The organism is Marinobacter sp. (assembly GCF_048266785.1).
GTDB lineage: Bacteria > Pseudomonadota > Gammaproteobacteria > Pseudomonadales > Oleiphilaceae > Marinobacter.
Genome location: NZ_JBLWYX010000001.1, coordinates 492588 through 513940, shown reverse-complemented (window position 1 = coordinate 513940; position 21353 = coordinate 492588). Strand labels below are relative to the sequence as shown.

Sequence of the window (21353 nt, the reverse complement as noted above, 5' to 3'; positions counted from 1 at the left end):
CTGCGTATCCTTGGCAAATATTTTTACCAGCGATCAAGCTGAAGGCCGTGCTTCTTGAGATAGGCACCACTATCCGATAAATAGCGTTCGGTTCTCTTTTCATAGTACTCAGGATGAGTGTCTATTTTGACTGCTTTATAACGCCCCACCTCGATGGCGGTCTCGGCCCAATTCATAATCCATAGGACAACCGTACCGCCGGGGGCGAGCCCCAGAACCAATGTATCACGGGGCATGTTGATGGTTTTTCCATTTCTTTGAACCGGTGCGGGTTGCTCCATACGTTCACGTAGGGCTTCCGGGTCAGGGATATGGATAAGCCGGGTATAGGACTGCTGTTCGGCGAAGGAAAACCATGTTATGTGGATGTAGTCGGGCATGGGTTCCAGATGCGCGTTCCCGTTACCCGAAGCCTTCCAGCAACAGGTCGTGATGCCAATCGGATGCCACCAGGCTCGCTCTCCTGTCGCTTCGAATTGCACTGGCTTGACCCACGCATCGTAATGTCGGGGCACACTGACACGAAGTCGGTACTTCACTGGATGGTCCCATTCAGGCGTACCCGCGATGGAGCAGCCACTTAACAGGAAGCTCGTGCAGAGCACCGTCACAAGCACTACAAGTCTTCTGATCATTTGAGTCCCTTATTCGGATATACGCCCCGCACGCCACCGGGTGCAGGTTTGAATGGAAAGAGTGGTCCGGCAATCTGGTAATGGGCTGAGTGGTGAATGTAACGTTGGCGAAGCAGGGCTTCCTCTGCCGCAGACAGTCGCAGTGGCTGGCCTTCGTTGATGTGGCGGGTAATCTGGGCAGCGATAGGTTGAAGCTCATCGGGCAAGACGATATCAGGGTCGGCAGGGTCTACCGGGTCAAACGGTACCCCCGCATTTTTTGCCAGCCGGTACATCTGCCGCAGGGCCACCCGAGAGTATTCGGCCTGTACTCGCCGGTCCAGCCAAAGACGAAACTGCAGTTCGACTTCACCTTCTTTTAACCGCCGGTGGTAAGCTTCTTCAACTGTTAGTGTGCCATCCGGATTGTATGCCCCCAGCCAGCCTTCACCGGCTATCCGCTGACGGTCCATCAGGATTTTTGTGTATTCATAACTGTCTCTGGGGTGGTAGCCGCGGAACTTGCGGGGCAGGGCTACCTGAATGTGTTCGTGGAAGTTATCGGGGTAGCCGCCACCTATGTCGGAATGGGCTCCGGGCAGTACCCACTCGTCAAAATGATCCGGCAGGCTACCATCCGGCCCTCGCACGCTGTTGAGGGAGAAGTTGTAACGCCATTCGTCCCGAGCCGTCAGGTGCACGGCCCGCTGAACCGAGTCGGCGGCAATGTCCACGCGCACCCCGCCATTGTTGGTATTGTGAGCTGAAAAGTCGGCACCCAGTATATCGACAACGGCTGCCACGGTATCAAACAGCCCCAGAAAACGAATGGTGACGGTTTTCGGCCAGGTAATGCCTAGTTTCTGAAAAGATTGCCCCAATGCACCGCTGGCACCATCCCCCACCTCATTCACGAAATGTCGGGCGGTAGCCGCGCCCCGGCTGAAGCCGAAGACATCCAGAATTAACTCGTCAATTGGGCTACTTGCATCACGGGAAATGTATGCTCCCAGTTCATCACAAGCCAATGTCATTTTGGCGAGAATCCCCCGCTCACCCGTACCGGTTCCCATAGCCCAGGCATCATCCTCCTTGCCGGATTTGGTGCCAACGCCCGAGACATATACAGGATATCGGTGATTTTCGATGGTTAGCGTGTTAGTGGAAAAGGGCAAATAAAGATCACGAAGCTTTGCAACATTGGTCTCAGCATTAAGGTAGCTCCCCTCCATCAGTTGCGAAATTTCAGCGCTGCAGGCTTCCTCACTGATGGCCCCCGCTGCCTGAGCGGTCAGGCATTCATCCACCTTTCGCTCAAAGGCACCGGTGTTATCGCGGCTGTTGCCGGTGCCGTCGAAGAAAATTCCAGCCTCAACGGTCACTTTGGGGCGGAGGTCAGACTGGCCTGCTGCATAGCGTTTCGAGGCTTCAATTTCTTCGGGGGTCGCGCCTTCCAGACCTTTGTCTACCAGTGCGCCTTTGGCTTTGGCCCACTCAACAAAGCCGAAAGGGTCTTTGTCCAGCGCCTGCGTAGCCTCCGGGGTCAGTTGGCCCTGGCTGTTCAGGGCACCCGCCTTGGCGAAATCCACCACCGGTGCGGTAAGGGTGGCTACGCCTAAGATGACACGGGGTTTGCCGGTAATGATCTGGCCACCGTGGGAGGTCGGGCTGCCCATGTGGGCCAGGGGGCGACCGTCCAGCAGGGCCAGTGGATAACCCTGAACGATTACGGCACCGCAACCGCAGGCATCGCCCACCCGGGCGATGGGTACACCATCCACATTGGCGGTCGCGCCGTTCGCAATAATGGGGCTGCTGCCGTGGCCGGGAATGGGGCAAACGTGGGTGTCGCCAACGCAGGCGACCATGAGGTTGCTCATGAGGCACTCCTTCCTTGGGTGATGACCGGTTTTGATCCGAAAACCGGCTTGCCGTAAGACAACGAAAGCGTATACATTTTTTGGTCAAGTTACCATGATCAGCCTGAGCTCATGGCGAAGATCAACTGGCTGAATTCAAAGCCGGCTGACTTTGCTCATCAGTTGGCTCCAGTCAATCGGCAGCCGCTTTTCCAGGCTGGCCAGCGCGGGGTCTTTCGGATGGATGGCCTCGAAGGGCTGTTTGCTGGCGTACACAATGGTGTTGTTGGTTTTACTTTTGAATACCAGCAGCACGGCAAAGTGCTTTCTCAGCTGGCGGAAGTAAGGCCCTTCCGGGTCCGGCGTGCGGTGGTAGTTCAACACCAGCCAGCCATCGGGGCTCAGTGCTCGGCTGCAGCCTTCGACAAACTGCCGCTGGGCCTGTGCCGGGCTCATGCGGTCGGCGTTGTACAGGTCTGCCAGAATCATATCGGTACTGGCATCGGGAAGATCGCTCAGGGCATTGCGGGCATCGGCAATGGTCACCTTCAGGCGCTCGCTGTCGGGTAACCCGAAGTGTTCCCGGGCCACATCCAGAACCGCCTGCCTCAGCTCAACCGCGTGTACGCGGCATTCCGGGTAAAGATGATGAAAAGCACTGGCCATCACGCCGCCGCCCAGCCCGAGTATGGTTACGTGCCGGGGGCTGCTAAAGGCGGCGGGCAGCAGCATTGCCCGGCTGTATTCGTGCACGGGAACATGCGGGTATCGTCGGTCAATCTTGCTTTGTTCAAACACTGAGTTGAAGGTCAGTACCCGGTGCTTGCGGTAGTCGATCACCAGAATACTGCCGAGTTTGTCCCGGCTGTGGTGAATAATCTCGCCTTTGTTGAACATGCGGTGCTCTTTGAGAAAATCGGGGGCTAGCGTTCCAGAAGCTTGATCACGTTTTGGTTGCCATTGGCGCGGGCAAGATTCAGTGCCGTATTGCCATCTGCGTCCTGCAGCTCCGGGTTGGCGCCTTTTTCCAACAGCAGTTGCACCGTATCGGCATGGCCGTTGCTGGCGGCAAGCATCAGCAGGCTTTCGCCGTTGCTGGTGCGTATGTCTACGGGTACTCCGGCTTCCAGCAGAGGGCGGAGCATGTTGGTGCCGCCGTTGCGTGCCAGCTCAAAAATCCCCTGGGCGAACGCAATGGCGTCTTCATCCAGCTGGTTCGCTGGTTGTTGCGGCTGGCCGGGCTTGTGCTCGTTCATCTGGTCTCCGTTTAATTTACTATTCAAAGGTCGGTTGGACATACGTACGATACCGTTGATACAACCTTTTATCACAGAATGAGTTAGTCTCAGACACAATCGCTGGAATAGAGCCCAGCTGCTAACAGCAATAACTGACAGGAGAAAGCACCATGAAACTGAACGTTGAGGGTATTGAAGAGGGCAAGCCGGTCCCGGATATATTCGCGTTCGGCGTGTTCCACCCGGAAGACCACATGAGCTTTGGCCCTAACCGGAACCCGGGGATGTCCTGGGAAGGCGCACCGGAAGGTACAAAAAGCTTCGTGATTATGATGTTTGATCCGGATGTGCCCAGTGTGGCGGATGATGCAAATCAGGAAGGCAAAACGGTTTCAAAAAACATTCCGCGAGTGGATTTTTTCCACTGGCTGCTGGTGGATATTCCCGCCCGCGTTAGCCGTATTCCAGAAGGCGAAGACAGTGATGGCGTTACACCCAAAGGCAAAGACAGCGGCCCAGGCCCGTTTGGCCTGCGTGGGGTAAACAACTTTACCCAGTTCCTTGCCGGAAACCCGGATATGGCGGGAACTTACTACGGCTACGATGGCCCCTGTCCGCCCTGGAACGACGAGCTGCTGCACCACTATCACTACGAAGTTCATGCGTTGGATGTGGAATCTCTGGGCCTTTCCGGGGAGTTTGATGGCGAGGCGGTTCGTAACGCCATGGCGGGCCACGTACTGGCCAGTGCCAGGGTGACCGGAACCTATACGCTCAACCCGGACCTGCGCTAACGTGATTGAATAGCCGGATGAACAGCCGTTCGCAGTGGGTTTTCCGCCTCTCCTTTCTGGCCATTGTGGCGCTGGTAATGATCGCGATCTGGCTTGTGCTTAGCCAACTTGGCATGCCAGCCAGTTTCGCGCCAGTGGCATTGTCGGATTGGCTTGCTCATCAGGGGGAACTCGGGCCGCTGCTTCTGATACTGTTAATGATCCTCGCGGTGGTTGTCGGGCCTATCCCGACACTGCCCATCAGCGCTGCAGCGGGCCTGGTGTATGGTATGTATACCGGAACGGCCATTGCGGTGGTTGGCGCGCTCGCGGGGGCGCTTATTGCGTTTTACCTGGCGCGGATTCTCGGGCGTGATGCCGTTCAGAAGAAGCTGGAGCACAATCCGCTGTTCTCGGCACAGGGGTCACAACGTTTCCTGTTTGTCGCGATACTGCTGACCCGGTTGATCCCCCTGTTTTCCTTTGCCCTGGTCAGCTATGCGGCCGGGGTCACGGCAATACATCTCTGGCGTTACATGCTTGCGACCGCCGTGGGTATGGTGCCAATGACCTTGGTTTTTGCGGGGCTTGGCCAGAGCTTTGAACTCAACCCGATGCTGACGGTGATAGCCGCCGCTATTATCCTGGTGTTTATGAGCACCCTGCCAATTTATCTTGGCCGGCACCCGAATTCCAGGCTGGCCCGTTGGCTGCATCTGAATGGCGATGTTTGAGCCTATGCCCTTTCTGTGTAACAGAAAGCGAAGTCTGTTGTCTGTAACCGCACCCTTTCACTAAAAACCCGATACAACTGGGAGCGATTATGCTTGGTTACCGACGTTTGTCATTTGTTCTGGCCTTTCTTGTTATGCCTGCCCTGGCGTGGGCCGATATTAATTCCGGGTTTTATGCGGGTTATCAGCGCCTTCTTACCGATTATCTGGTTAAACAGACCTTACCCGGTGACGGACTGATTTCTGCCTTCGAGTACCGGTCTGCCCTGGCCGATAATGACCTGCAACAAACGTTGACGGACCAACGTGCCAAGCTGATGGCATTCAATCCCGAGACCCTGGAGGGGCGAGAGGAATCCGTTGCCTTCTGGACGAACGCCTACAATTTTTTCATGCTTGCCCAGATACTCACTGAGCGACCGGATGGCGAACTGGTTTCGTCCGTCTGGGATTATGGCGGCCGGGTGAACCCGTTTGTTGACAGTGTGTTTGAGCGAAAGAGCTTTGCTGTTGGAGGACGAGCTTACAGCCTCAATGAGATTGAAAAGGAAATCCTGCTGGGTGACGACTATGCCGACAAGGGCTGGAAGGATGCCCGCGTACATTTTGCTGTGAACTGTGCTTCGGTTGGCTGCCCGCCACTTCGGGACACCCTTTATACTGCAGATAATCTGGAAGACATGCTCGCAGAAAATACCCGCCGGGCGTTCAGCACAGAGCGTCACCTCCGTGTAGAGGGTGAGGTGCTCTATGTTACCGAATTATTTAAATGGTACGAAGAGGACTTCACCGAGGTTTCCGGTTCTGAAAAGGCTTTCATTGAAGAATGGGCTGATCCGGTAGTGGCAGATCGAGTGGCAGGCACAGAAACCATAAAATTCATCGACTACGACTGGGCTTTGAACAGCCCGGCCAATTTTCCCGAGTTGCGTTAATCCGGTTCTCGGAATACGGACACAAAAAAGGCCACTAATCCGGAGAGTAGCGGCCTTTTCCGTTCCTGATCACTTTGCAGAGACTTTCACATCCACAATCTTGTCAGACGTTGTCATCGGAAAGCTCCTTGCTTCGTTGTATCTGTCTGCTTGACCGTTCATGGCCAGCGCAGTAGACGCAGAGAACGATAGGGCAATAGCGGCGAGTATCAGTGTCAGTTTTCTCATGGCTTGGTACCTCGTTCGTGGTGATGCACGGGGTCTATCCGATGCTCGGTCAGGCCGCGCTTACGAGGTATAGACAACTGACTGGCCCCTTGTGTTACAGATTTTCGGGAGGAGGCAAGAAAAATTGGGGATTTTTATATAACCAGACGTCATAGAAGCAGGGCTATTCATTACCCGGCATAGAATTCATAATGATCGCTCAAAAACTGATAGCGATAAAGGAGAAGCACCATGAGCCGTATCCTGGCCATTGTTTTGCTGGTTGCCAGCTCACTTGCGTGGGCGGATGGCGATAGGACTCCGCCCTTGGTGGATGCCAGCTGGCTTGAAGCGCACCTTGAACGAGATAGCCTGGTGGTGCTGGATGTCCGCTCCGGTATCGACAATGGTGGTGACCGAAGCAGCTTTCAGAACGCTCATATCCCCGGAGCTGTCTACAGCAGTTACACCGATGATGGCTGGCGCGAGAGCCGGGACGGCGTCACGGGCCTGTTGCCTCCTGTCGCAAATGTGGAGCGCCTGATTGGTAGCCTGGGAATCAGTAACGACGATACCGTGGTGGTTGTGTCCGCTGGCACTGGCGCGACCGATTTCGGAAGTGCCGCCCGTGTGTACTGGACCTTCAGAGTGCTGGGTCACGACGACGTGACCATTCTCAACGGAGGTTTTGCTGGCTGGAAGGCTGCCGGTTACCGCGTGGACAGCGGCGAGGGGACTCAGCGGAATGTGGAGCAGTTTGAAGGTACCCTGCAGCCAGATCTGATTGCCTCTCTCGAGGAAGTTCAGGAAGCCAGGGGGAGTCAGGCGCAACTGGTTGATGCACGCCCCGGTGACTATTTCAGAGGCGAGAACCAGTCCCCGGCGGCCAGAGCCCCTGGTACGATTCCCGGTTCCCGCAGCCTGCCTCACGCTGACTTCCTCGGTGAACAAAACGCAGTCTGGTACCTGAACGAAGAAGGTATCACAGCGCGGATAAACCAGGCCGAACTGAATGCTGGCACCCGTACCATCGCTTTTTGCAATACCGGTCACTGGGCTGCCACAGACTGGTTCGTGCTGAGTGAACTGGCCGGGTTTGAAGAGGTTGCGCTCTATGATGGCTCCATGGCGGAGTGGTCCCAGGACAGCAACCGCCCGCTGCAGGTAGCGAAGAAGGGGCTTGGTAAGCTTCTCGACCTGTTTAACTGACCCGTTTAACCAAGTGGACTCGTAATGGCCAACTCTGCAGTTCTCCAGCCCGGGCTTCAGCAGCCCGTCTGGCAGATGGATCGATTTATTATAGCAACCGCGCTGGCAGGCTTTGCTTTGCTGGGTGGGCTGATCTGGCTGGAAACCGCGCCCTTCATGGTGGCGTTGTTTGTAATTGGTACTGTGTTGGGCATGGCCTTGTATCATGGTGCCTTCGGCTTTACTGCAGGTTGGCGCAATCTGGTGGTCAAAAAGCGCGGCGCCGGTATGCGGGCCCAACTGATGCTGTTTGGTCTCTCTTCCGTCATTATGGTGCCCATGCTCTACAGCGGGCAGGCCGGGCTTGTGGGTGCGGTCGCGCCTGTGGGCACGTCTCTCGTTGTAGGCTCCTTCATATTCGGGCTTGGTATGCAGCTTGGTGGGGGTTGTGGCTCGGGCACCTTGTTTACCGTAGGCGCCGGCAACATCCGCATGGTGGTTACGCTGGTGTTTTTTATAGCTGGCACGGTGCTTGGCTCTATTCACCTGCCCTGGTGGCTGGATCAGCCGGGCTTTGACCCGGTGCCACTGGTCAACACCTTTGGGGTCATTGGTGCAATTGTTGTTCAGCTTTTGGGGCTGGGCCTGCTAGCTCGTTGGGTTAACCGGATTGAGCGCAAGGCCCATGGCAACCTTGAGCGGGATGAACTGCTCTGGAAAGGCCAGGCGCATGGAGTGTTCCGAACCCTGCTCAGTGGTCGCTGGCCGTTTACCTGGGCGATTCTGATCCTGGCCGCAGGTAATGCGCTGACTCTGGCTTTCAGTGGCGCTCCCTGGAGTATTACTTTTGCCTTTAATGTCTGGGGTGCCAAAGCATTGGAAGCGGTGGGTGTGAATATGTCCCAATTCGAGTTCTGGACCTGGGAATACCCCGCCATGGCCTTGAAGGACTCAGTGCTCACCAACGTTCCCTCGGTAATGAACTTCGGGCTGTTGCTCGGCGCCATGCTGGCGGCGGGCCTGGCCAACCGTTTTAACGAGGCGAGCCGTAACCGGCCGGACGGTCGCCAGTTCCTGGCCTCCGTGGTGGGTGGTTTGCTGCTGGGTTACGGCGCCCGATTGGGCTTTGGCTGCAACATCGGTGCGCTGTTTTCCGGTATTGCTTCAGCCAGCCTGCACGCCTGGATCTGGTTTGCCTGCGCCTTCGCCGGATCTCTGATCGGTATTCGCCTGCGGCCCTGGTTCCGGCTGCCAAACTGATGCGGGAGGAGAACATGGAACGAGCTTATCACCCCACCCGCATTCTGGTTGTGCTCGGCATCATTCTGGTGCTGATTATGGCAGACCACCTGAGCAGCCCAACCTTTGCGTTCAATTCCGGGCAGGGCAACGTGCAAACAGCGTTGAGCCAGCGGGATGAAACGGCCTGTGCGCCATGTGGAGCACCCTGCCCCTCAACACGAGACTGACAAACTAGCCGGTACAGCCGGCGGGAGAGACAGCTGATGAACAAGGTATGTGTTGTTTTGGGTGTGGGTCGAGGCAATGGCGAGGCCTTTGTGCGGCGTTTTAGCGGTGAGGGCTTTCAGGTAGCGATGCTCGCGCGCAGTGAAGACTATCTGAAGCAGTTGGAGCAATCGGTTACAGGTGCCCATGCTTTTGTATGTGACCTGATGGCGCCAGACCAGATCGCCACAGTGCTGGCTGCAATCGAGAGCAAACTCGGACCGGTTTCGGTGATGATGTACAACGCCGGTGGCGGTGTATTCAAGAACGTGGAAGAAGCCAGCCTGGATGAGTTCGAGGCCAACTGGCGTCTCAATGTTCATGGGCTGGTGGCTGCCACCAAGGCTGCATTACCGCAGCTACGCCAGCATGACAGCGCCAGCATTATTATTACCAGCGCTTCGGCGGCTACCCGGGGCCGGGCCAATACTGCGCCATTCGCCTCGGCCAAGGCCGCCCAGCGCAGTCTGACGCAGTCACTGGCCCGCCAGCTTGGCCCTGAAAAAATCCACGTGGCCAATGTGGTGATTGATGGCGTGGTGGATTTGCCCCGCACCCGTGAATGGCTGGCGGACAAGCCGGACGATTTTTTTGTGAAACCAACGGCGGTAGCGGACGCTGTCTGGGCGCTCAGTCAACAGGATCCATCCGCCTGGACCTTCGAGCTGGATATCCGGCCGTTTGGTGAAAACTGGTAACCACCTTCCTGGCCTTCACACCGGGTTGGTGGCCAGGATCTTCTTCAGAAAATCCTTCGTTCGGGGATCCTTCGGGTTATGGAAGATCTCGCTGGGTGGCCCCTGTTCCACAATGCGGCCACCGTCGATAAAGATCACGCGGTCGGCCACGTCCCGTGCAAAAGACATTTCGTGGGTGACTACCATCATGGTCTGGTGCTCTGTCGCCAGCTGTTTCATCAGTCCCAGTACCTCCTCTACCCACTCGGGATCCAGTGAGGATGTGGGTTCATCGAACAGGATGACCTCGGCACCGGCGGCCATGGCGCGGCCAATGCCAACCCGCTGCTGCTGGCCACCTGACATGGAGGCGGGGTAGGCATCTGCCTTCTCGGCCAGGCCGATCTGCTCAAGAATCTCGCGGGCCCTTCGGTAAGCCTTTTCCTTGGGCCATTTATCCACCACCAGCAGACGCTCGGCAATGTTCTGCAGCGCCGTCTTGTTGGCAAACAACGCGTAGTTCTGGAACACAAAAGCGGTTTGCCGTCGCATGGCGAGGATATCCGCCCGGCTGGCCCGATTCACATCCACCGTGAGATCACCCACAGTCATGGTTCCTGAAGTAGGTTGTTCCAGGAAATTGATGCAGCGCAACAGGGTGGATTTGCCGGTTCCCGAAGGGCCGATGATCACCACAATTTCGCCCTTCTCAATGGTCAGATCGATCCCGTCGAGAACCACGGTCTTGCCGAAATGTTTGCTCAGTGACGCCAGTTTGATCATCGGTTATAGGCCTTGTTCAGGCGGATTTCCAGATAGTTCTGAAGCTTGGAAAGCAGTTCAACCACGATCCAGTACATGATGGCGGCAACAATGAAGGCCTCGAAGTACAGAAAGCTGCCGGCCGCCTCTTTCTGGGTGGCGCCCATCAGTTCAGTGACGCCCAGCGTGAAGGCGAGAGAGGTCGCCTTGATCATGTCGATGAAGTAGTTCATCAGAGTGGGCAAAGCCACTCGGGTAGCCTGGGGCAGGACAATCCGCCGCATCAACTGGCCATTGGTCATACCGATAGACAGGGCGGCTTCGGTCTGGCTGCGGTCAACACCCACGATGGCGGCGCGAATGGATTCGGCCATGTAGGCGGAAAAATGCATGGTCAGGCCCATGACCGTCGCGGTGACGCCATCTATCACCGTTAGTGCACTGAACAGTTGGGGCAGCCCGTAATAGAACAGGAACAGTTGCACCAGCAGTGGCGTGCCCCTGAAGAAGGAAATGAAAACGATAGTCAACTGGTTGAGCACTGGAATGCCCAGCACCCGGACAACGGCAAACAGGCAGGCAAGAATCAGTGCAAGCACCATTCCGATGCCCGCCAGTTGCAGGGTGAGGGGCAGGTACCTGAGCAGAACAGGTACCAGGCCAAGCATGTACTCGACGTTCAACACGTCCATAGGGAATCAGGCCTCGGTGCGCCCCTCAGGGCTGGGTGATGTCCGTGCCGAACCACTTCTCGGAAATGGACGCGAGGGTGCCGTTGTCACGCAGGGTCGCCAGGGCTTTGTTAACCTCATCTCGCAGGGCTCGCCCGGCTTCGGTGTCGTGGAACGGGTAGGCATTGGTGATCTGTGAGAAAGTGGGGCCTGCCAGTTCAAGGGGCAACGGCTTCTCCTTGATGATCTGGCTGGCACTGACCCGGTCCATCACGAACGCATCCACGCGGCCCAAGGCGGTGTCCCGTTCCAGATTACTCTCATAGGTTTTAATCGTGATCTCGTCCGCATAAGGCAAGTCCTTCAAAAGTGCCTCGAAATTGGAGCCCAGGTTCACAGCAACGGTTTTGCCCTTCAGGTCTTCCACACCCCGAACCTCGGTATTGCCTTTTTTGGTCACAACTTGTGCACCGTCGTAAACGTAAGGGTCGCTGAAAACATACGCCTTCTTCCGTTCGTCGGTGATGGTAATCTGGTTGGCAACGGTATCGATGCGCCCGGATTGCAGCATGCCAAACAGGCCGGAGAAGTTGGCGGTTTCGTACTGGATATCACGCCCCATCTCCTTGCTCAGCGCGTTCATAACATCGACTTCGAAACCTTTAAGCTCATCCTGCTCCACAAAGGTAAATGGGAAATACTGGCCGGACATCCCGACTCTTAAGGGTTTATCCTGTGCGAGCAAAGGCGCACTTGCGAACAGTGAAATTGCCAACAATGTATTGATCAATAGCGTTTTCATAAAGCCTCCTTTCGACGTGCATCGTACCTGAAGCATAGTCGGGGGTGAAAATTGGGCAATTACGCCCTTCATCTGTTTTCAACGAGTGATTCAACATCGGCGATGATTGCAGGGGCATCTGTAAGCCGTGCCAGCCAGCTCAGAGGAATGCCGCGCTCACCGCCAACGCCGTAAAGTGCCGCCAGGGCCGGCCCGATGATCCAGGCCCGTCCACAGGAATCGCCCCCGCATTGAATATTGGCGCGAACGGCTTCTGTATAGCTGCGGGCATGGCTCAGAATATGAAAGATCACCGGCATGGCCTCATGCAGATAACAGGTGCGGCCATAGACGTCGCCCGCGCCGGGAGCGTCCAGAACAGAACCGGTCCGGGCTTTGTTGAGGTTTTCCGGGGCTGGTGCTTCAGCAGTGCCAGCGTCCAGAGCCACTGACATGGGGTTGCCCCGGAAAAGGTGATCCAGAAGTCGCGCAGCGCATTTTGCCCAAGCCACGGCTTCGTCATTGTGATTGGTCACCCGAACCGCCGCTTCTGTGACCTTCAGCAGGTTGTTGCTGCCGTAATAGCTTGCCACCAGCGGCGGTAGTTTGGAGATTGCCGGCAGTTGCATGTCGTCGGCGCCGCTTTCCGGCAGCAGGTGATGGTCGATGGTCTCGGCCAGGTGAACGCCGGCTTCCTGTATCTCCGGTTCCTGGTAGGTAAGGCTTATGGCCTTGCGGACAGGATCTGCCAGTTGCTCGCCGCTCAGGCGTCGGGTGTAGGGTAAAACCTTCTGAACCAGCACCCGCTTTTGTTTTTCCGTCAGTTTGACCGCGGAGGCTGACAGGGCCTGCTCAATGGCTTTCTGTTCGATGGTGTTCAGGTTGTCCAGTGTGCCCCGGGTGGGATTGTCGATGTAACCCTGCCAGCGGCCACCGGGCCCGAAGAACGCTCGAAAGCGCCGCTGGTAATCGCGGATATCCAAGGTGCCGTTATGAGCCAACAGGCTGTCGGTCAGTACCCCTGTGGCGGCACCGTAGTGGCTGATATCGCCAGCCTGTTTGCCTTCATGAGCAAAGTAACCGAATCCGCCTTTGAAATAGTCGGCCTTCGGTTGCAGAAATTCCGGTGATGCGCCGCCAACTTCATGGATGCGCTGGCTGTCGTACAGCCAGTGCAAACCGAGACTGGCCGCATCTGCAACCCACCCACCGGCAAGGGCGGCGATCATCGTGGCTTTTCTCTCGCTGGACACGGTGCAGGTCATTGGAAATCCTTATTCGTCATGGTCAGAATTTGAGATCGAGAAAGTTGCCCTTGGCTCTTCGGAGCAGTTCTTTTTCGGTTATCCGGGAGCTGGAGATGCTTTCCTCCCACTGTCTACGCCCGTCTCGCTCTGTGGATCGGTGGAACAGCAGCAGTTGGCCATCAACGATCTTGAAGTTCGTCGGGTCAATGGTCTCCAGGCGCCCCTGTGCCAGATTATAGGGGCAGCTTCGTGGAAAGGACGGTGCATAGGTTGCCGGGTTTGCCTCGAAGGCATCCTTCTGGGCGGCACCGGTGAACCAGTACACGTTCCCTTGATAGGTACTCTGATAGTCTCTGGAGCCCTTTTCGGGATGGCCCTGTTCATAGTAGGAGACGGGACTGTATCCTTCCAGGGCAAGTTGCGCGCGGATAGCTTCGTTATCAGCGGCGTAGGCCGGCAGGGCTGGCATAAGGGCCAGTATCGTGAAGATGGTTGCGGCTACTCTGAGATCGTGGTTTATCATACGACTTCTCCAGTGATGGGTACCCGGAAGGGACAGCTTGGCTGGGCACGCATGCATTACACTCAACGTAGACGACTGTCGTGGCGTGTTGTTACAAAATTAGTAGTTGGGCGTCTCCTGTTTTCCGCTTGTTCAAAGAGGAGCTACGAGAGGGATCTTTCGGATTCCGGGAGAGCTTGCCTGATCGCTACCAAATCGCCAGCCCGATGGCTGCCGCGATGGATATCGCAACACTGATGGCAACCCAGGCCCGACGGACTCGCCCACATTCGCCCTGCAATCCTCGTGATTCAAGGCAGCGCCGGGTTTCCCTGTAAAGCCTGGTCGGTGTCGCGAGATGTCTGTGATAGTGCCGGTTGAAGTAGTCAGCCAGCACCGGTGGCATGGTCTCCGGCGAATATCTGTGCCAGAGTTTCACTAGGCCGATCCGGTCACGCTTCTCAAGCGCGCGCCTTAGCCAGCCGGGGAATTGGCGGGTGGATGTGCAGGAGGCGAAGTCGATAATGGCGGGGCTGGCATCGTCACGAACCAGAATGTTGCCACCGTTGCCCAGATCCAGATGCACAAAGCCATGGCGGTGTATGTTTGCCGTCAGCTCCCACAGGTCTTTAAAAAACGCTCGGGGCAGCGGCGTGTTGCCGTCGAACTGGCGCAGGGGGAGCCCTTCAATGTAGTGGTAACTGATGGTGTGGGGGTTCTCGAGTTTTACTTGCTGGGGGATGCCTTTCACTGCCGCGAGACTGCGGAGTGCGTGATACTCCCTGTTGGGAAGTAGTCGACCATAGATCAGCGCGCCGGGAAAACCACATTTGCTATAATCCTTGACCACTCTTGCGCCTGCAGGATGGATTTCCTTCTCTACAAGGGCCTGGCCCCACCTGTGCTTGTAAAGACGCTCTCTTGTCGCCACAGCCCTGCCCTCCTAACGCCAGTTGCCCGCTGTTGCCTGATGCCAGTCACTGGCCCAGGAATCCGGGGCGCAGTCCGTATGCAAAAGACACCCATCCTCAATACAGGGATACAACTGGGCATAGGTCATAATGCTGCCTTGATTGACCCGCCGATTAATATCCGCGGGCTCCAGATCTTCCAGTCGGTTCTTGCCCAAGATGCTGAGCAGTTCTGCCAGGGTTTCCATTGAGGAGTGATGGTAGTTGGCCACCCGCATCCCCTTGTCGGTCACATTCAGCTGTTTGTAGCGCGCAGGGTTCTGGGTGGTGATGCCGGTGGGGCAGTTGTTGGTGTTGCAACTGCGGGACTGGATGCAGCCCAGTGCCAGCATCATGCCGCGGGCTGAATTCACGGTGTCGGCCCCCAGAGCCATCAGCCGCAGCATGTGAAACGCCGAGAAAGCCTTGCCAGAGGCGACAATTCTGATCTTGCTGCGCACACCGATACCTCGTAAAGCATTGTGCACAAAGTGCAGGCCATCCCGCAGCGGCATACCCACAGAGTTAGTCAGTTCTATCGGCGCGGCCCCTGTGCCCCCCTCGCCGCCGTCCACGGTAATGAAATCCGGTCGCAGACCGGTTTCCAGCATGGCTTTGCAGATACCCAGGAATTCCCGTTTGTTGCCGGGGCATAGCTTGAAGCCCACCGGTTTGCCGCCCGAGAGGTTGCGCAGCTGCGCAACGAACTGGAGCAGTTCAATGGGGTTGGAGAAGGCCGAGTGCCCGGGTGGCGACAATACGTCCTCCCCCATAGGCACCATACGGATACGCGCAATTTCTTCGGTAAGCTTGGCGGCGGGCAGCACACCGCCATGCCCGGGCTTGGCTCCTTGGGACAGTTTGATCTCGATCATTTTGACCACATCCAGCCCAGCCTGCTTTGCGAACAGGTCCGGATTAAATACGCCTTCTGGCGTGCGGCAACCAAAATAACCGGTTCCGATTTGCCAGATCAGGTCACCGCCGTACTCAAGGTGCCAGTCGCTGATCCCGCCTTCGCCGGTGTTGTGGGCGAAATTTCCGAGTTTGGCGCCGCGGTTGAGTGCCATCACCGCATTGCGGCTGAGGGCGCCGTAACTCATGGCGGAGATGTTCAACGGGGAGGCTTCATAGGGCCTGGTGCATTCCGCCCCGCCAAAGGTAATCCGCAAATTGGTTGGAAGGCACGCCTTGGGTGCTACGGAATGGTTTACCCATTCATAACCGTCGCGGTAGACATCGAAGATGGTGCCAAAGGCGCGGGTGTCATCATCTTTTTTGGCACGCTGATAGATGAGGCTACGAAATTCCCGGCTGACTGGAGCGCCATCCAGATCGGATTCCACAAAGTATTGCTGCAGCTCCCGCCGAACCGATTCGAACAGGTAACGGAAGTGGCCAATAACCGGATAGATCCTGAGGAGTGTGTGTTTGTTCTGGGTAAGGTCATGAATACCCAGAATAAAAAGCGGTCCTATGATCAACCAGATCCAGTTAATGCCGGGCCAGAGGATGCTGGCGATCGCTAATGCGGCGCTCAGCGCCAGACTCGAAAATACAAACACCTGACGGAAGATCATGTGGAGAATCCTGTTTCCAGAGCTGATGGTTCGTTGTTGGTCTGGATTAAGAGACACTTTGTTGAAGCGGTTGTTACAGAAAGCTCTCTTGCGCTGCCCCTTGTGTGTTCTGTTTGTCTGTAACGTACGGGGTCTGTCGGTCTGGAGACCAGCTCTGGTTCTTCCATGACTTTCGGTGTAACAATTGGAGGCGTTTGGTGGTCCTGCGAAAGGACGATATAAAAGGTGAGGAAAAGCACCATGACAAAACCACGGCTGGTTAAAAGAGTAAAAGGTTGTTCCCGACTGTTCTCGTCAGGGCTGATGATCTGCGCCGTAGTGCTGGCGGAAAACGCCAAAGCTGAAACGACGATCAGGCTTGAACTTTCCAACGACGTTATCCTTAGTTCCGACAATCAGTTCACCAATGGCACGTCGGTCATCATCTCGTCCGAACCTGTCAGCTCGCTGGATAAAACCGGGGGTACACTGGCGTTTGGAAAGGCTCTGCTCGCCTGGGCCATTCCCGATAAGCCCGGACTGAACTATCGTGAAAGTTGGGTGTTGGGTCAGAACATGCAGACCCCGGCGGACATTGAACAATCGGCGCTCATTGAAAATGATGTTCCTTACGTGGGGTTTCTGGGCTGGGGCAATAGTTTTTACGGGTTCAATGACGAGTATTTTTTTGGTGCCCAGTGGTTGTTTGGCTGGGTCGGAGAACAGGCATTGGCCGAGCAATCCCAGAAGGCTGTTCATGCAGCGACGGGCGGTGACGACCCTGAAGGCTGGGGCAACCAGCTCGATTTCGAGCCCATACTGAACGGGTATCTAAGTGGCAAGCGTCGTCTGTACCGCAATTCCTGGTTTGACGTTGCCCTGACGGGAGATCTTGCAGCGGGTAACTTTTTTACCTTTGCGCAGCCAGGGCTGGAGTTTCGGTTTGGTGATCGTCCGCAAGGATTCCACTTTATTCCGGACCCGGTAGGTCGCGGAATGGACTATGATGCGAATATTTTGCCAACTGGAGGCAACTGGTTGTATGCCTCGATTACGCTGAGAGCAACCTATTTTGCCTGGGCGCTGCCGCGTGAGGGTAACCTTTTGGTAAACAATGAATGGACAGACAAAAACAGGGTCAGCATTAACCGCACCGTCGGTCAAACCATACTGGGCTTGCACTGGGTAGGGCCGCGCTTTGGGGCACATTTGAGCCTCTGGCTGTCCACGGACACTGTTGATGACCGCAACTTGCCATCGAGCGAAGATCCGAGAAACAGCTTTGGCTCATTCATGGCGGAGTATCGGTTTTAGTGCCGCCCGATGCGCCGGGCAGCGTTTTCGTGTCAATGAGAAACTGTTGAAACGGCTCTGATCGGCGCAGAAGCTCCCCGCCAAGCCCAACCAGGGCGTCGACGTCACTGGTAGTCAGTGCCGCCGTGGGAAGTGCATTATAGTGGGCCCGCCTGGCAGGATCTTCAACCTGATTGAATGTCAGAGTTGAAAAGTAGACGTTAACAAGTGGCTTGCCGGGTGGGCGGGTGAGATTGAGACTCTCGCCCCATGCCAGAAATTCCCGGCGCGCCTGGGCGATGTTTTCAGTGGTTAATGTATTGAACGCCGCATCAAAAGAGGCCGCGAGGGTATCGTATGCGCCGGGTTCCTTGCCAGAAATTGACCATGGATAGGTAGGGGATACCTGAGCATTCACGAGGATAACCAGTACTTTTTCGACCTTCTTGAGGGCCGTCACGGTAAAAGCACCAGCCATTTTTCGAACATCGCCACGGTGTGCGACCGGGCTCATCATGGAACCGCGCACACCGATGTTGTCAGTAATGCCGCCGTCGGCCAGATTGAGATACGGCATGTGCCCTGGATCAAGGTAACGTGACAGCGCTTGGGCGACGGCAAACTTTCTTGCCAACAAGTTTCGTTCGTTCAGCGCCTCGGTAACCCATTGCTTGTTACTTGGGTCGCAACCAGGGTAGTTACGGAGCCTCACCGGAGCGAATGCGGGTGGTACGGTCGAGGAGGCCATGACGGCGTTGGCAACGGGGTAGTTGCTCAAGTCAGAGCAGAGGAAATCAAACTGTTGCTGTATGAAGGAAAAGGTCAGGGCATTGTTCAAATCCGTGGCGTTGATAATCACAAATGGAAGCGGCCCAACCGACAGATCGGCAAAGGTTTTGTCATCAAAAACCTGTTTGCCCAGAAACTCTGCCATCAGATCCGAGCGGTTGAAATCAGGAGAGATCAGCCGGGCCATGTTGTACGGGTTCGCCAGCATCCAGCCATAAGTACGCGGCCAGTTGCGACGTAGGAAACGCGCCTCGAAATCTTCAAACAACCGGTCCCCGAAAAGACCGTAATAAGCCGCAGTATAGCTACCGCCAGAAACGGCGGAAATCACATCGATCTGATCCAGCAATCGGGTGGACTGGTTGTCAATCACCAGTTGCTCATTACGAAGTGCATTCAGAACGCCATAGGAAAGCGCTGCGGCCCGGGTACCGCCTCCGGAAAAGGCAAGTACAACAAACAGCCGTTCGTCATTGGCGGGCAGTCGCGACTGGAAGTCATAGTGGGCAGCAGTGGCCGTGTGACCCAGTTTGGCGTTGAGCGTGCCCGTAGAACAGCCACCCAGCGGAAACAGGAGTATCACCAGAATACCGAGGAGCGGTAATGGGATAGGGCAGCGATTCTCACGAAAGAAAAACGTCATTTGATGGCCTTTGCTGTAACAATTGGCGCTGTTTGGTAGTCCATTAAAAGTAGACCATCTTAACGGGCAAGGAAAAACACTATGACAAGATCCAAAGTCGAGTTCGCAAACGCCCAAGGCCAGAATCTTGCCGGCTTACTGGAGTTGCCGGGCCAGAGCAAGCCTTACGCCATGGCCTTGTTCGCCCACTGTTTCACGTGTGGAAAAGATATTGCAGCAGCGTCCCGGATAGGGCGTGCCCTCGTGAAGCACGGTGTCGGTGTGTTGCGTTTCGACTTTACCGGGTTGGGCAACAGTGACGGGGACTTTGGCAATACCAATTTCTCCTCCAACATCGAGGATTTGCTGGCAGCCGGCGAATTCCTCAAGGAATACTACGAAGCGCCACGAATGATCATTGGTCATAGTCTGGGAGGCGCCGCGGTTTTGGCGGCGGCCCAACGCATGCCGTCCGTTGAAGCGGTTGCCACCATCGGGGCGCCGGCTACAGCCCATCACGTCCAGCATCTTTTTGACAGCAAGGCCGACGAGATTCGTGAGTCCGGTGAAGCCGAAGTGACCCTGGCTGGTCGGACATTCAATGTAAAGTCGCAGATGCTGGATGATCTGGTGCAATGGAATACACCGGACCACATCGGTAATTTGCGTAAGGCACTGATTATTTTCCATTCGCCGGTTGATGAGGTTGTGGATATCAACGAAGCGGCCACCATCTATCAGGCGGCCAAGCATCCCAAAAGCTTTATTTCCCTTGATAATGCCGACCATCTGCTCTCAAGAGCTGCGGATGCGGAGTATGTTGCGGATATGCTCGTGGCCTGGTCCAGCCGATATCTTTAAGGTTGCGGAGTCAATCAGGTATTTGGGAAGCCGGCGCGCCGGTCAGCATTGCTGTTTAGCGAATGAATGATCGGCCATCGTTGCGGGTCTTCACTGCATCGGCAACGTTCCACCAGGCTATCCAGGGTGGATTCGATCTGTTGCAAACCGGCGATCTAGCGGCGCATATCATACAAATTATGCTCAGCCATGGCTCTGGCCTCGTCGCAATGGGTGCCGGCCTTCTTTGTCAGGGTGCCAATGGTCATCGAGGTTGTGGTCATGGGTGTTGATTCCGGCGTTGATTCCGTAGTCAGGTACGGAGGTAAGCTCAACGTGTTGATCCCGATTTCGATACCAACAAGGACATTGCCATGGTTAGAAAACTTACCCTGCTGTTGTCGGCTCTGACAGTCAGCATTGCTGTGCTGGCGGCCGATAATCAATATGTTTTGGGCGTGGATGGTCTGGCTTGCCCGTTTTGTGCTTACGGTATCGAAAAACGTCTGAACAAGGTCGACGGTGTCATCGGGGTGCAGGTCGATGTTGGCGAAAGCGTGGTACATGTGATCTTGCAAGAAGGCAAAACGCTTACAGAGGATCAGGCGCGTAAGGCAGTTGATGAAGCAGGCTTTACGCTTCGATCCTACTCGGAAGCCGAGGGCAAAAAAGGCGGTAGCAATGGGCAGTAACCGACGTTCCGTTAGCGTGTTGGCGCTGATTGGCTCTTTGCTGCTGACTGGTGAGAACACGACGCAGGCTGCCCCCAACACCTTCAACACCGCCCTGCCGGTGGCCCAAGGGCAATACCTCTGGCGCGAGCAGCTTGTTCTGCGGGAGCGCTCAGACGATGGGCTCTTGGATCGTGAAGTCTCGGTACAGGCCCTGGGCAGTGTGCTGGGTTATGGCGTCACTTCAAAGTTCGCCGTGTTTGGCATGGTCCCCTACTTTTTCAATAAAGAGCTGGACGTTACCACGCCCATGGGCCGGGTGGAGCGTGACACCGCCGGCTTTGGCGATATTTCGCTGTTTGGTCGCTACACGCTGTACAAGAAGGACTTCACTGGCAGCACCTTTCGCGTAGCACCGGTGTTCGGGCTCACCGCCCCCACCGGCGACGATAACGACAGCGATCGTTTCGGCGAACTGCCAAGACCGCTGCAGGCCGGCGATGGCGCCTGGGATGTTTTCGGCGGCGCGGTGGTCACCTACCAGACGCTGCAGTACCAGGTGGATGGGCAGTTGCTCTACCGTGAAAACGGGCGCCATGATGGTTTCGCACGAGGCGACGAGACACGCTTCGATGCGTCGCTGCAATACCGGATCTGGCCGCGAAGCATGAAGGGTGTGCCCGGCACGCCAGGCTTTGTCTACGCTCTGCTGGAATCCAATCTTATCTACCGTGAGCGCGATGACGTGGGCAGTGGTGCCGATGCCAATTCCGGTGGTACCCAATGGTTGCTGGCGCCGGGGCTACAATACGTTAGCCGGGGCTGGATCGTCGAAGGCACGGTACAGCTGCCTGTGGCTGAAAATTCCCATGGAGACGCCATCCAGGACGACTCTATCGTGCGCGTTGGTTTTCGTCGTAACTTCTAGCTTCCGG

At 56.2% G+C, this 21353-nt stretch carries 24 protein-coding genes; 11 read left to right on the top strand and 13 right to left on the bottom strand.

Going from position 1 to position 21353, the window contains the following annotated elements; genetic code table 11:
• Positions 1 to 23: 23 nt before the first annotated feature.
• From ACN0V1_RS02410 to ACN0V1_RS02395, 4 genes are all read right to left on the bottom strand, one after another.
• Entirely contained in the window at positions 24 to 635 is a 612-nt protein-coding gene (locus ACN0V1_RS02410; protein WP_417543451.1) for a DUF2931 family protein, read from the bottom strand.
• The gene (locus tag ACN0V1_RS02405) at positions 632 to 2494 is read right to left on the bottom strand and encodes a phospholipase effector Tle1 domain-containing protein (protein WP_417543450.1); all 1863 of its coding nucleotides are present in this window, start codon (positions 2492 to 2494) and stop codon (positions 632 to 634) included. The genes ACN0V1_RS02410 and ACN0V1_RS02405 overlap by 4 nt, the downstream gene beginning before the upstream one ends.
• 135 nt (positions 2495 to 2629) lie before the next feature.
• Entirely contained in the window at positions 2630 to 3370 is a 741-nt protein-coding gene (locus ACN0V1_RS02400) for a spermidine synthase (RefSeq protein ID WP_417543449.1), read from the bottom strand.
• A gap of 26 nt (positions 3371 to 3396) precedes the next feature.
• Positions 3397 to 3729 (bottom strand): ankyrin repeat domain-containing protein, encoded by a 333-nt coding sequence (locus ACN0V1_RS02395; protein WP_417543448.1) that lies wholly within the window; start codon positions 3727 to 3729, stop codon positions 3397 to 3399.
• A gap of 152 nt (positions 3730 to 3881) precedes the next feature.
• Here ACN0V1_RS02395 and ACN0V1_RS02390 point away from each other — a divergent pair, with 152 nt between their 5' ends.
• From ACN0V1_RS02390 to ACN0V1_RS02380, 3 genes are all read left to right on the top strand, one after another.
• Positions 3882 to 4505, top strand: coding sequence for a YbhB/YbcL family Raf kinase inhibitor-like protein (locus ACN0V1_RS02390; protein WP_417543447.1), 624 nt, complete (start codon positions 3882 to 3884; stop codon positions 4503 to 4505).
• A 17-nt stretch (positions 4506 to 4522) separates the two neighbouring features.
• A complete protein-coding gene (locus ACN0V1_RS02385) occupies positions 4523 to 5218 on the top strand; it encodes a TVP38/TMEM64 family protein (protein ID WP_417543446.1) in 696 nt (231 codons plus the stop codon).
• An 89-nt stretch (positions 5219 to 5307) separates the two neighbouring features.
• Positions 5308 to 6153 carry a DUF547 domain-containing protein gene (locus ACN0V1_RS02380; RefSeq protein WP_417543445.1) on the top strand — a complete coding sequence of 282 codons (846 nt, stop codon included), beginning with the start codon at positions 5308 to 5310 and terminating at the stop codon, positions 6151 to 6153.
• Between the two features lie 69 nt (positions 6154 to 6222).
• Here the strand turns inward: ACN0V1_RS02380 and ACN0V1_RS02375 are convergent, their stop codons facing one another.
• The gene (locus ACN0V1_RS02375) at positions 6223 to 6381 is read right to left on the bottom strand and encodes a hypothetical protein (RefSeq protein ID WP_417543444.1); all 159 of its coding nucleotides are present in this window, start codon (positions 6379 to 6381) and stop codon (positions 6223 to 6225) included.
• 231 nt (positions 6382 to 6612) lie between these two features.
• Here ACN0V1_RS02375 and ACN0V1_RS02370 point away from each other — a divergent pair, with 231 nt between their 5' ends.
• Genes ACN0V1_RS02370 through ACN0V1_RS02355 form a run of 4 tightly spaced genes read left to right on the top strand, consistent with a single transcriptional unit; the run spans position 6613 to position 9752 of the window.
• Positions 6613 to 7569, top strand: coding sequence for a sulfurtransferase (locus ACN0V1_RS02370; RefSeq protein ID WP_417543443.1), 957 nt, complete (start codon positions 6613 to 6615; stop codon positions 7567 to 7569).
• Positions 7570 to 7593: 24 nt separating this feature from the next.
• Positions 7594 to 8808, top strand: coding sequence for a YeeE/YedE family protein (locus tag ACN0V1_RS02365; protein WP_417543442.1), 1215 nt, complete (start codon positions 7594 to 7596; stop codon positions 8806 to 8808).
• A 14-nt stretch (positions 8809 to 8822) separates the two neighbouring features.
• Positions 8823 to 9017, top strand: coding sequence for a hypothetical protein (locus tag ACN0V1_RS02360; protein WP_291946322.1), 195 nt, complete (start codon positions 8823 to 8825; stop codon positions 9015 to 9017).
• Positions 9018 to 9053: 36 nt separating this feature from the next.
• A complete protein-coding gene (locus tag ACN0V1_RS02355) occupies positions 9054 to 9752 on the top strand; it encodes an SDR family NAD(P)-dependent oxidoreductase (protein WP_417543441.1) in 699 nt (232 codons plus the stop codon).
• A gap of 15 nt (positions 9753 to 9767) precedes the next feature.
• On the opposite strand, the gene ACN0V1_RS02350 is transcribed toward ACN0V1_RS02355, so the two are convergent.
• The 7 genes from ACN0V1_RS02350 to ACN0V1_RS02320 all read right to left on the bottom strand — a co-directional run bounded on the left by ACN0V1_RS02350 (position 9768) and on the right by ACN0V1_RS02320 (position 16224).
• Positions 9768 to 10514: an amino acid ABC transporter ATP-binding protein gene (locus tag ACN0V1_RS02350; RefSeq protein WP_417543440.1), complete on the bottom strand. Its 747-nt coding sequence runs from the start codon at positions 10512 to 10514 to the stop codon at positions 9768 to 9770.
• Positions 10511 to 11185, bottom strand: a complete 675-nt coding sequence (locus tag ACN0V1_RS02345; protein WP_417543439.1) for an amino acid ABC transporter permease — start codon at positions 11183 to 11185, stop codon at positions 10511 to 10513. The genes ACN0V1_RS02350 and ACN0V1_RS02345 overlap by 4 nt, the downstream gene beginning before the upstream one ends.
• A gap of 25 nt (positions 11186 to 11210) precedes the next feature.
• Positions 11211 to 11966 carry an amino acid ABC transporter substrate-binding protein gene (locus tag ACN0V1_RS02340; RefSeq protein ID WP_417543438.1) on the bottom strand — a complete coding sequence of 252 codons (756 nt, stop codon included), beginning with the start codon at positions 11964 to 11966 and terminating at the stop codon, positions 11211 to 11213.
• A 68-nt stretch (positions 11967 to 12034) separates the two neighbouring features.
• Positions 12035 to 13210: an ADP-ribosylglycohydrolase family protein gene (locus ACN0V1_RS02335; protein ID WP_417543437.1), complete on the bottom strand. Its 1176-nt coding sequence runs from the start codon at positions 13208 to 13210 to the stop codon at positions 12035 to 12037.
• Between the two features lie 22 nt (positions 13211 to 13232).
• Positions 13233 to 13715, bottom strand: coding sequence for a YHS domain-containing (seleno)protein (locus ACN0V1_RS02330; protein ID WP_417543436.1), 483 nt, complete (start codon positions 13713 to 13715; stop codon positions 13233 to 13235).
• A gap of 187 nt (positions 13716 to 13902) precedes the next feature.
• The gene (locus ACN0V1_RS02325) at positions 13903 to 14625 is read right to left on the bottom strand and encodes a hypothetical protein (protein ID WP_417543435.1); all 723 of its coding nucleotides are present in this window, start codon (positions 14623 to 14625) and stop codon (positions 13903 to 13905) included.
• 12 nt (positions 14626 to 14637) lie between these two features.
• Positions 14638 to 16224 carry an FMN-binding glutamate synthase family protein gene (locus ACN0V1_RS02320; protein ID WP_417543434.1) on the bottom strand — a complete coding sequence of 529 codons (1587 nt, stop codon included), beginning with the start codon at positions 16222 to 16224 and terminating at the stop codon, positions 14638 to 14640.
• A 240-nt stretch (positions 16225 to 16464) separates the two neighbouring features.
• On the opposite strand from ACN0V1_RS02320, the gene ACN0V1_RS02315 reads away from it, so the two are divergent.
• Complete coding sequence (locus ACN0V1_RS02315) at positions 16465 to 17517, top strand: lipid A deacylase LpxR family protein (protein ID WP_417543433.1); 1053 nt, start codon at positions 16465 to 16467, stop codon at positions 17515 to 17517.
• Here the strand turns inward: ACN0V1_RS02315 and ACN0V1_RS02310 are convergent.
• Entirely contained in the window at positions 17495 to 18928 is a 1434-nt protein-coding gene (locus ACN0V1_RS02310) for a patatin-like phospholipase family protein (RefSeq protein WP_417543432.1), read from the bottom strand. The genes ACN0V1_RS02315 and ACN0V1_RS02310 overlap by 23 nt on opposite strands.
• 81 nt (positions 18929 to 19009) lie before the next feature.
• Here ACN0V1_RS02310 and ACN0V1_RS02305 point away from each other — a divergent pair, with 81 nt between their 5' ends.
• From ACN0V1_RS02305 to ACN0V1_RS02295, 3 genes are all read left to right on the top strand, one after another.
• Positions 19010 to 19768, top strand: a complete 759-nt coding sequence (locus ACN0V1_RS02305; RefSeq protein ID WP_417543431.1) for an alpha/beta hydrolase family protein — start codon at positions 19010 to 19012, stop codon at positions 19766 to 19768.
• Positions 19769 to 20121: 353 nt separating this feature from the next.
• Entirely contained in the window at positions 20122 to 20439 is a 318-nt protein-coding gene (locus tag ACN0V1_RS02300) for a heavy-metal-associated domain-containing protein (protein ID WP_417543430.1), read from the top strand.
• The gene (locus ACN0V1_RS02295) at positions 20429 to 21346 is read left to right on the top strand and encodes a transporter (protein WP_417543429.1); all 918 of its coding nucleotides are present in this window, start codon (positions 20429 to 20431) and stop codon (positions 21344 to 21346) included. The genes ACN0V1_RS02300 and ACN0V1_RS02295 overlap by 11 nt, the downstream gene beginning before the upstream one ends.
• Positions 21347 to 21353: the final 7 nt, after the last annotated feature.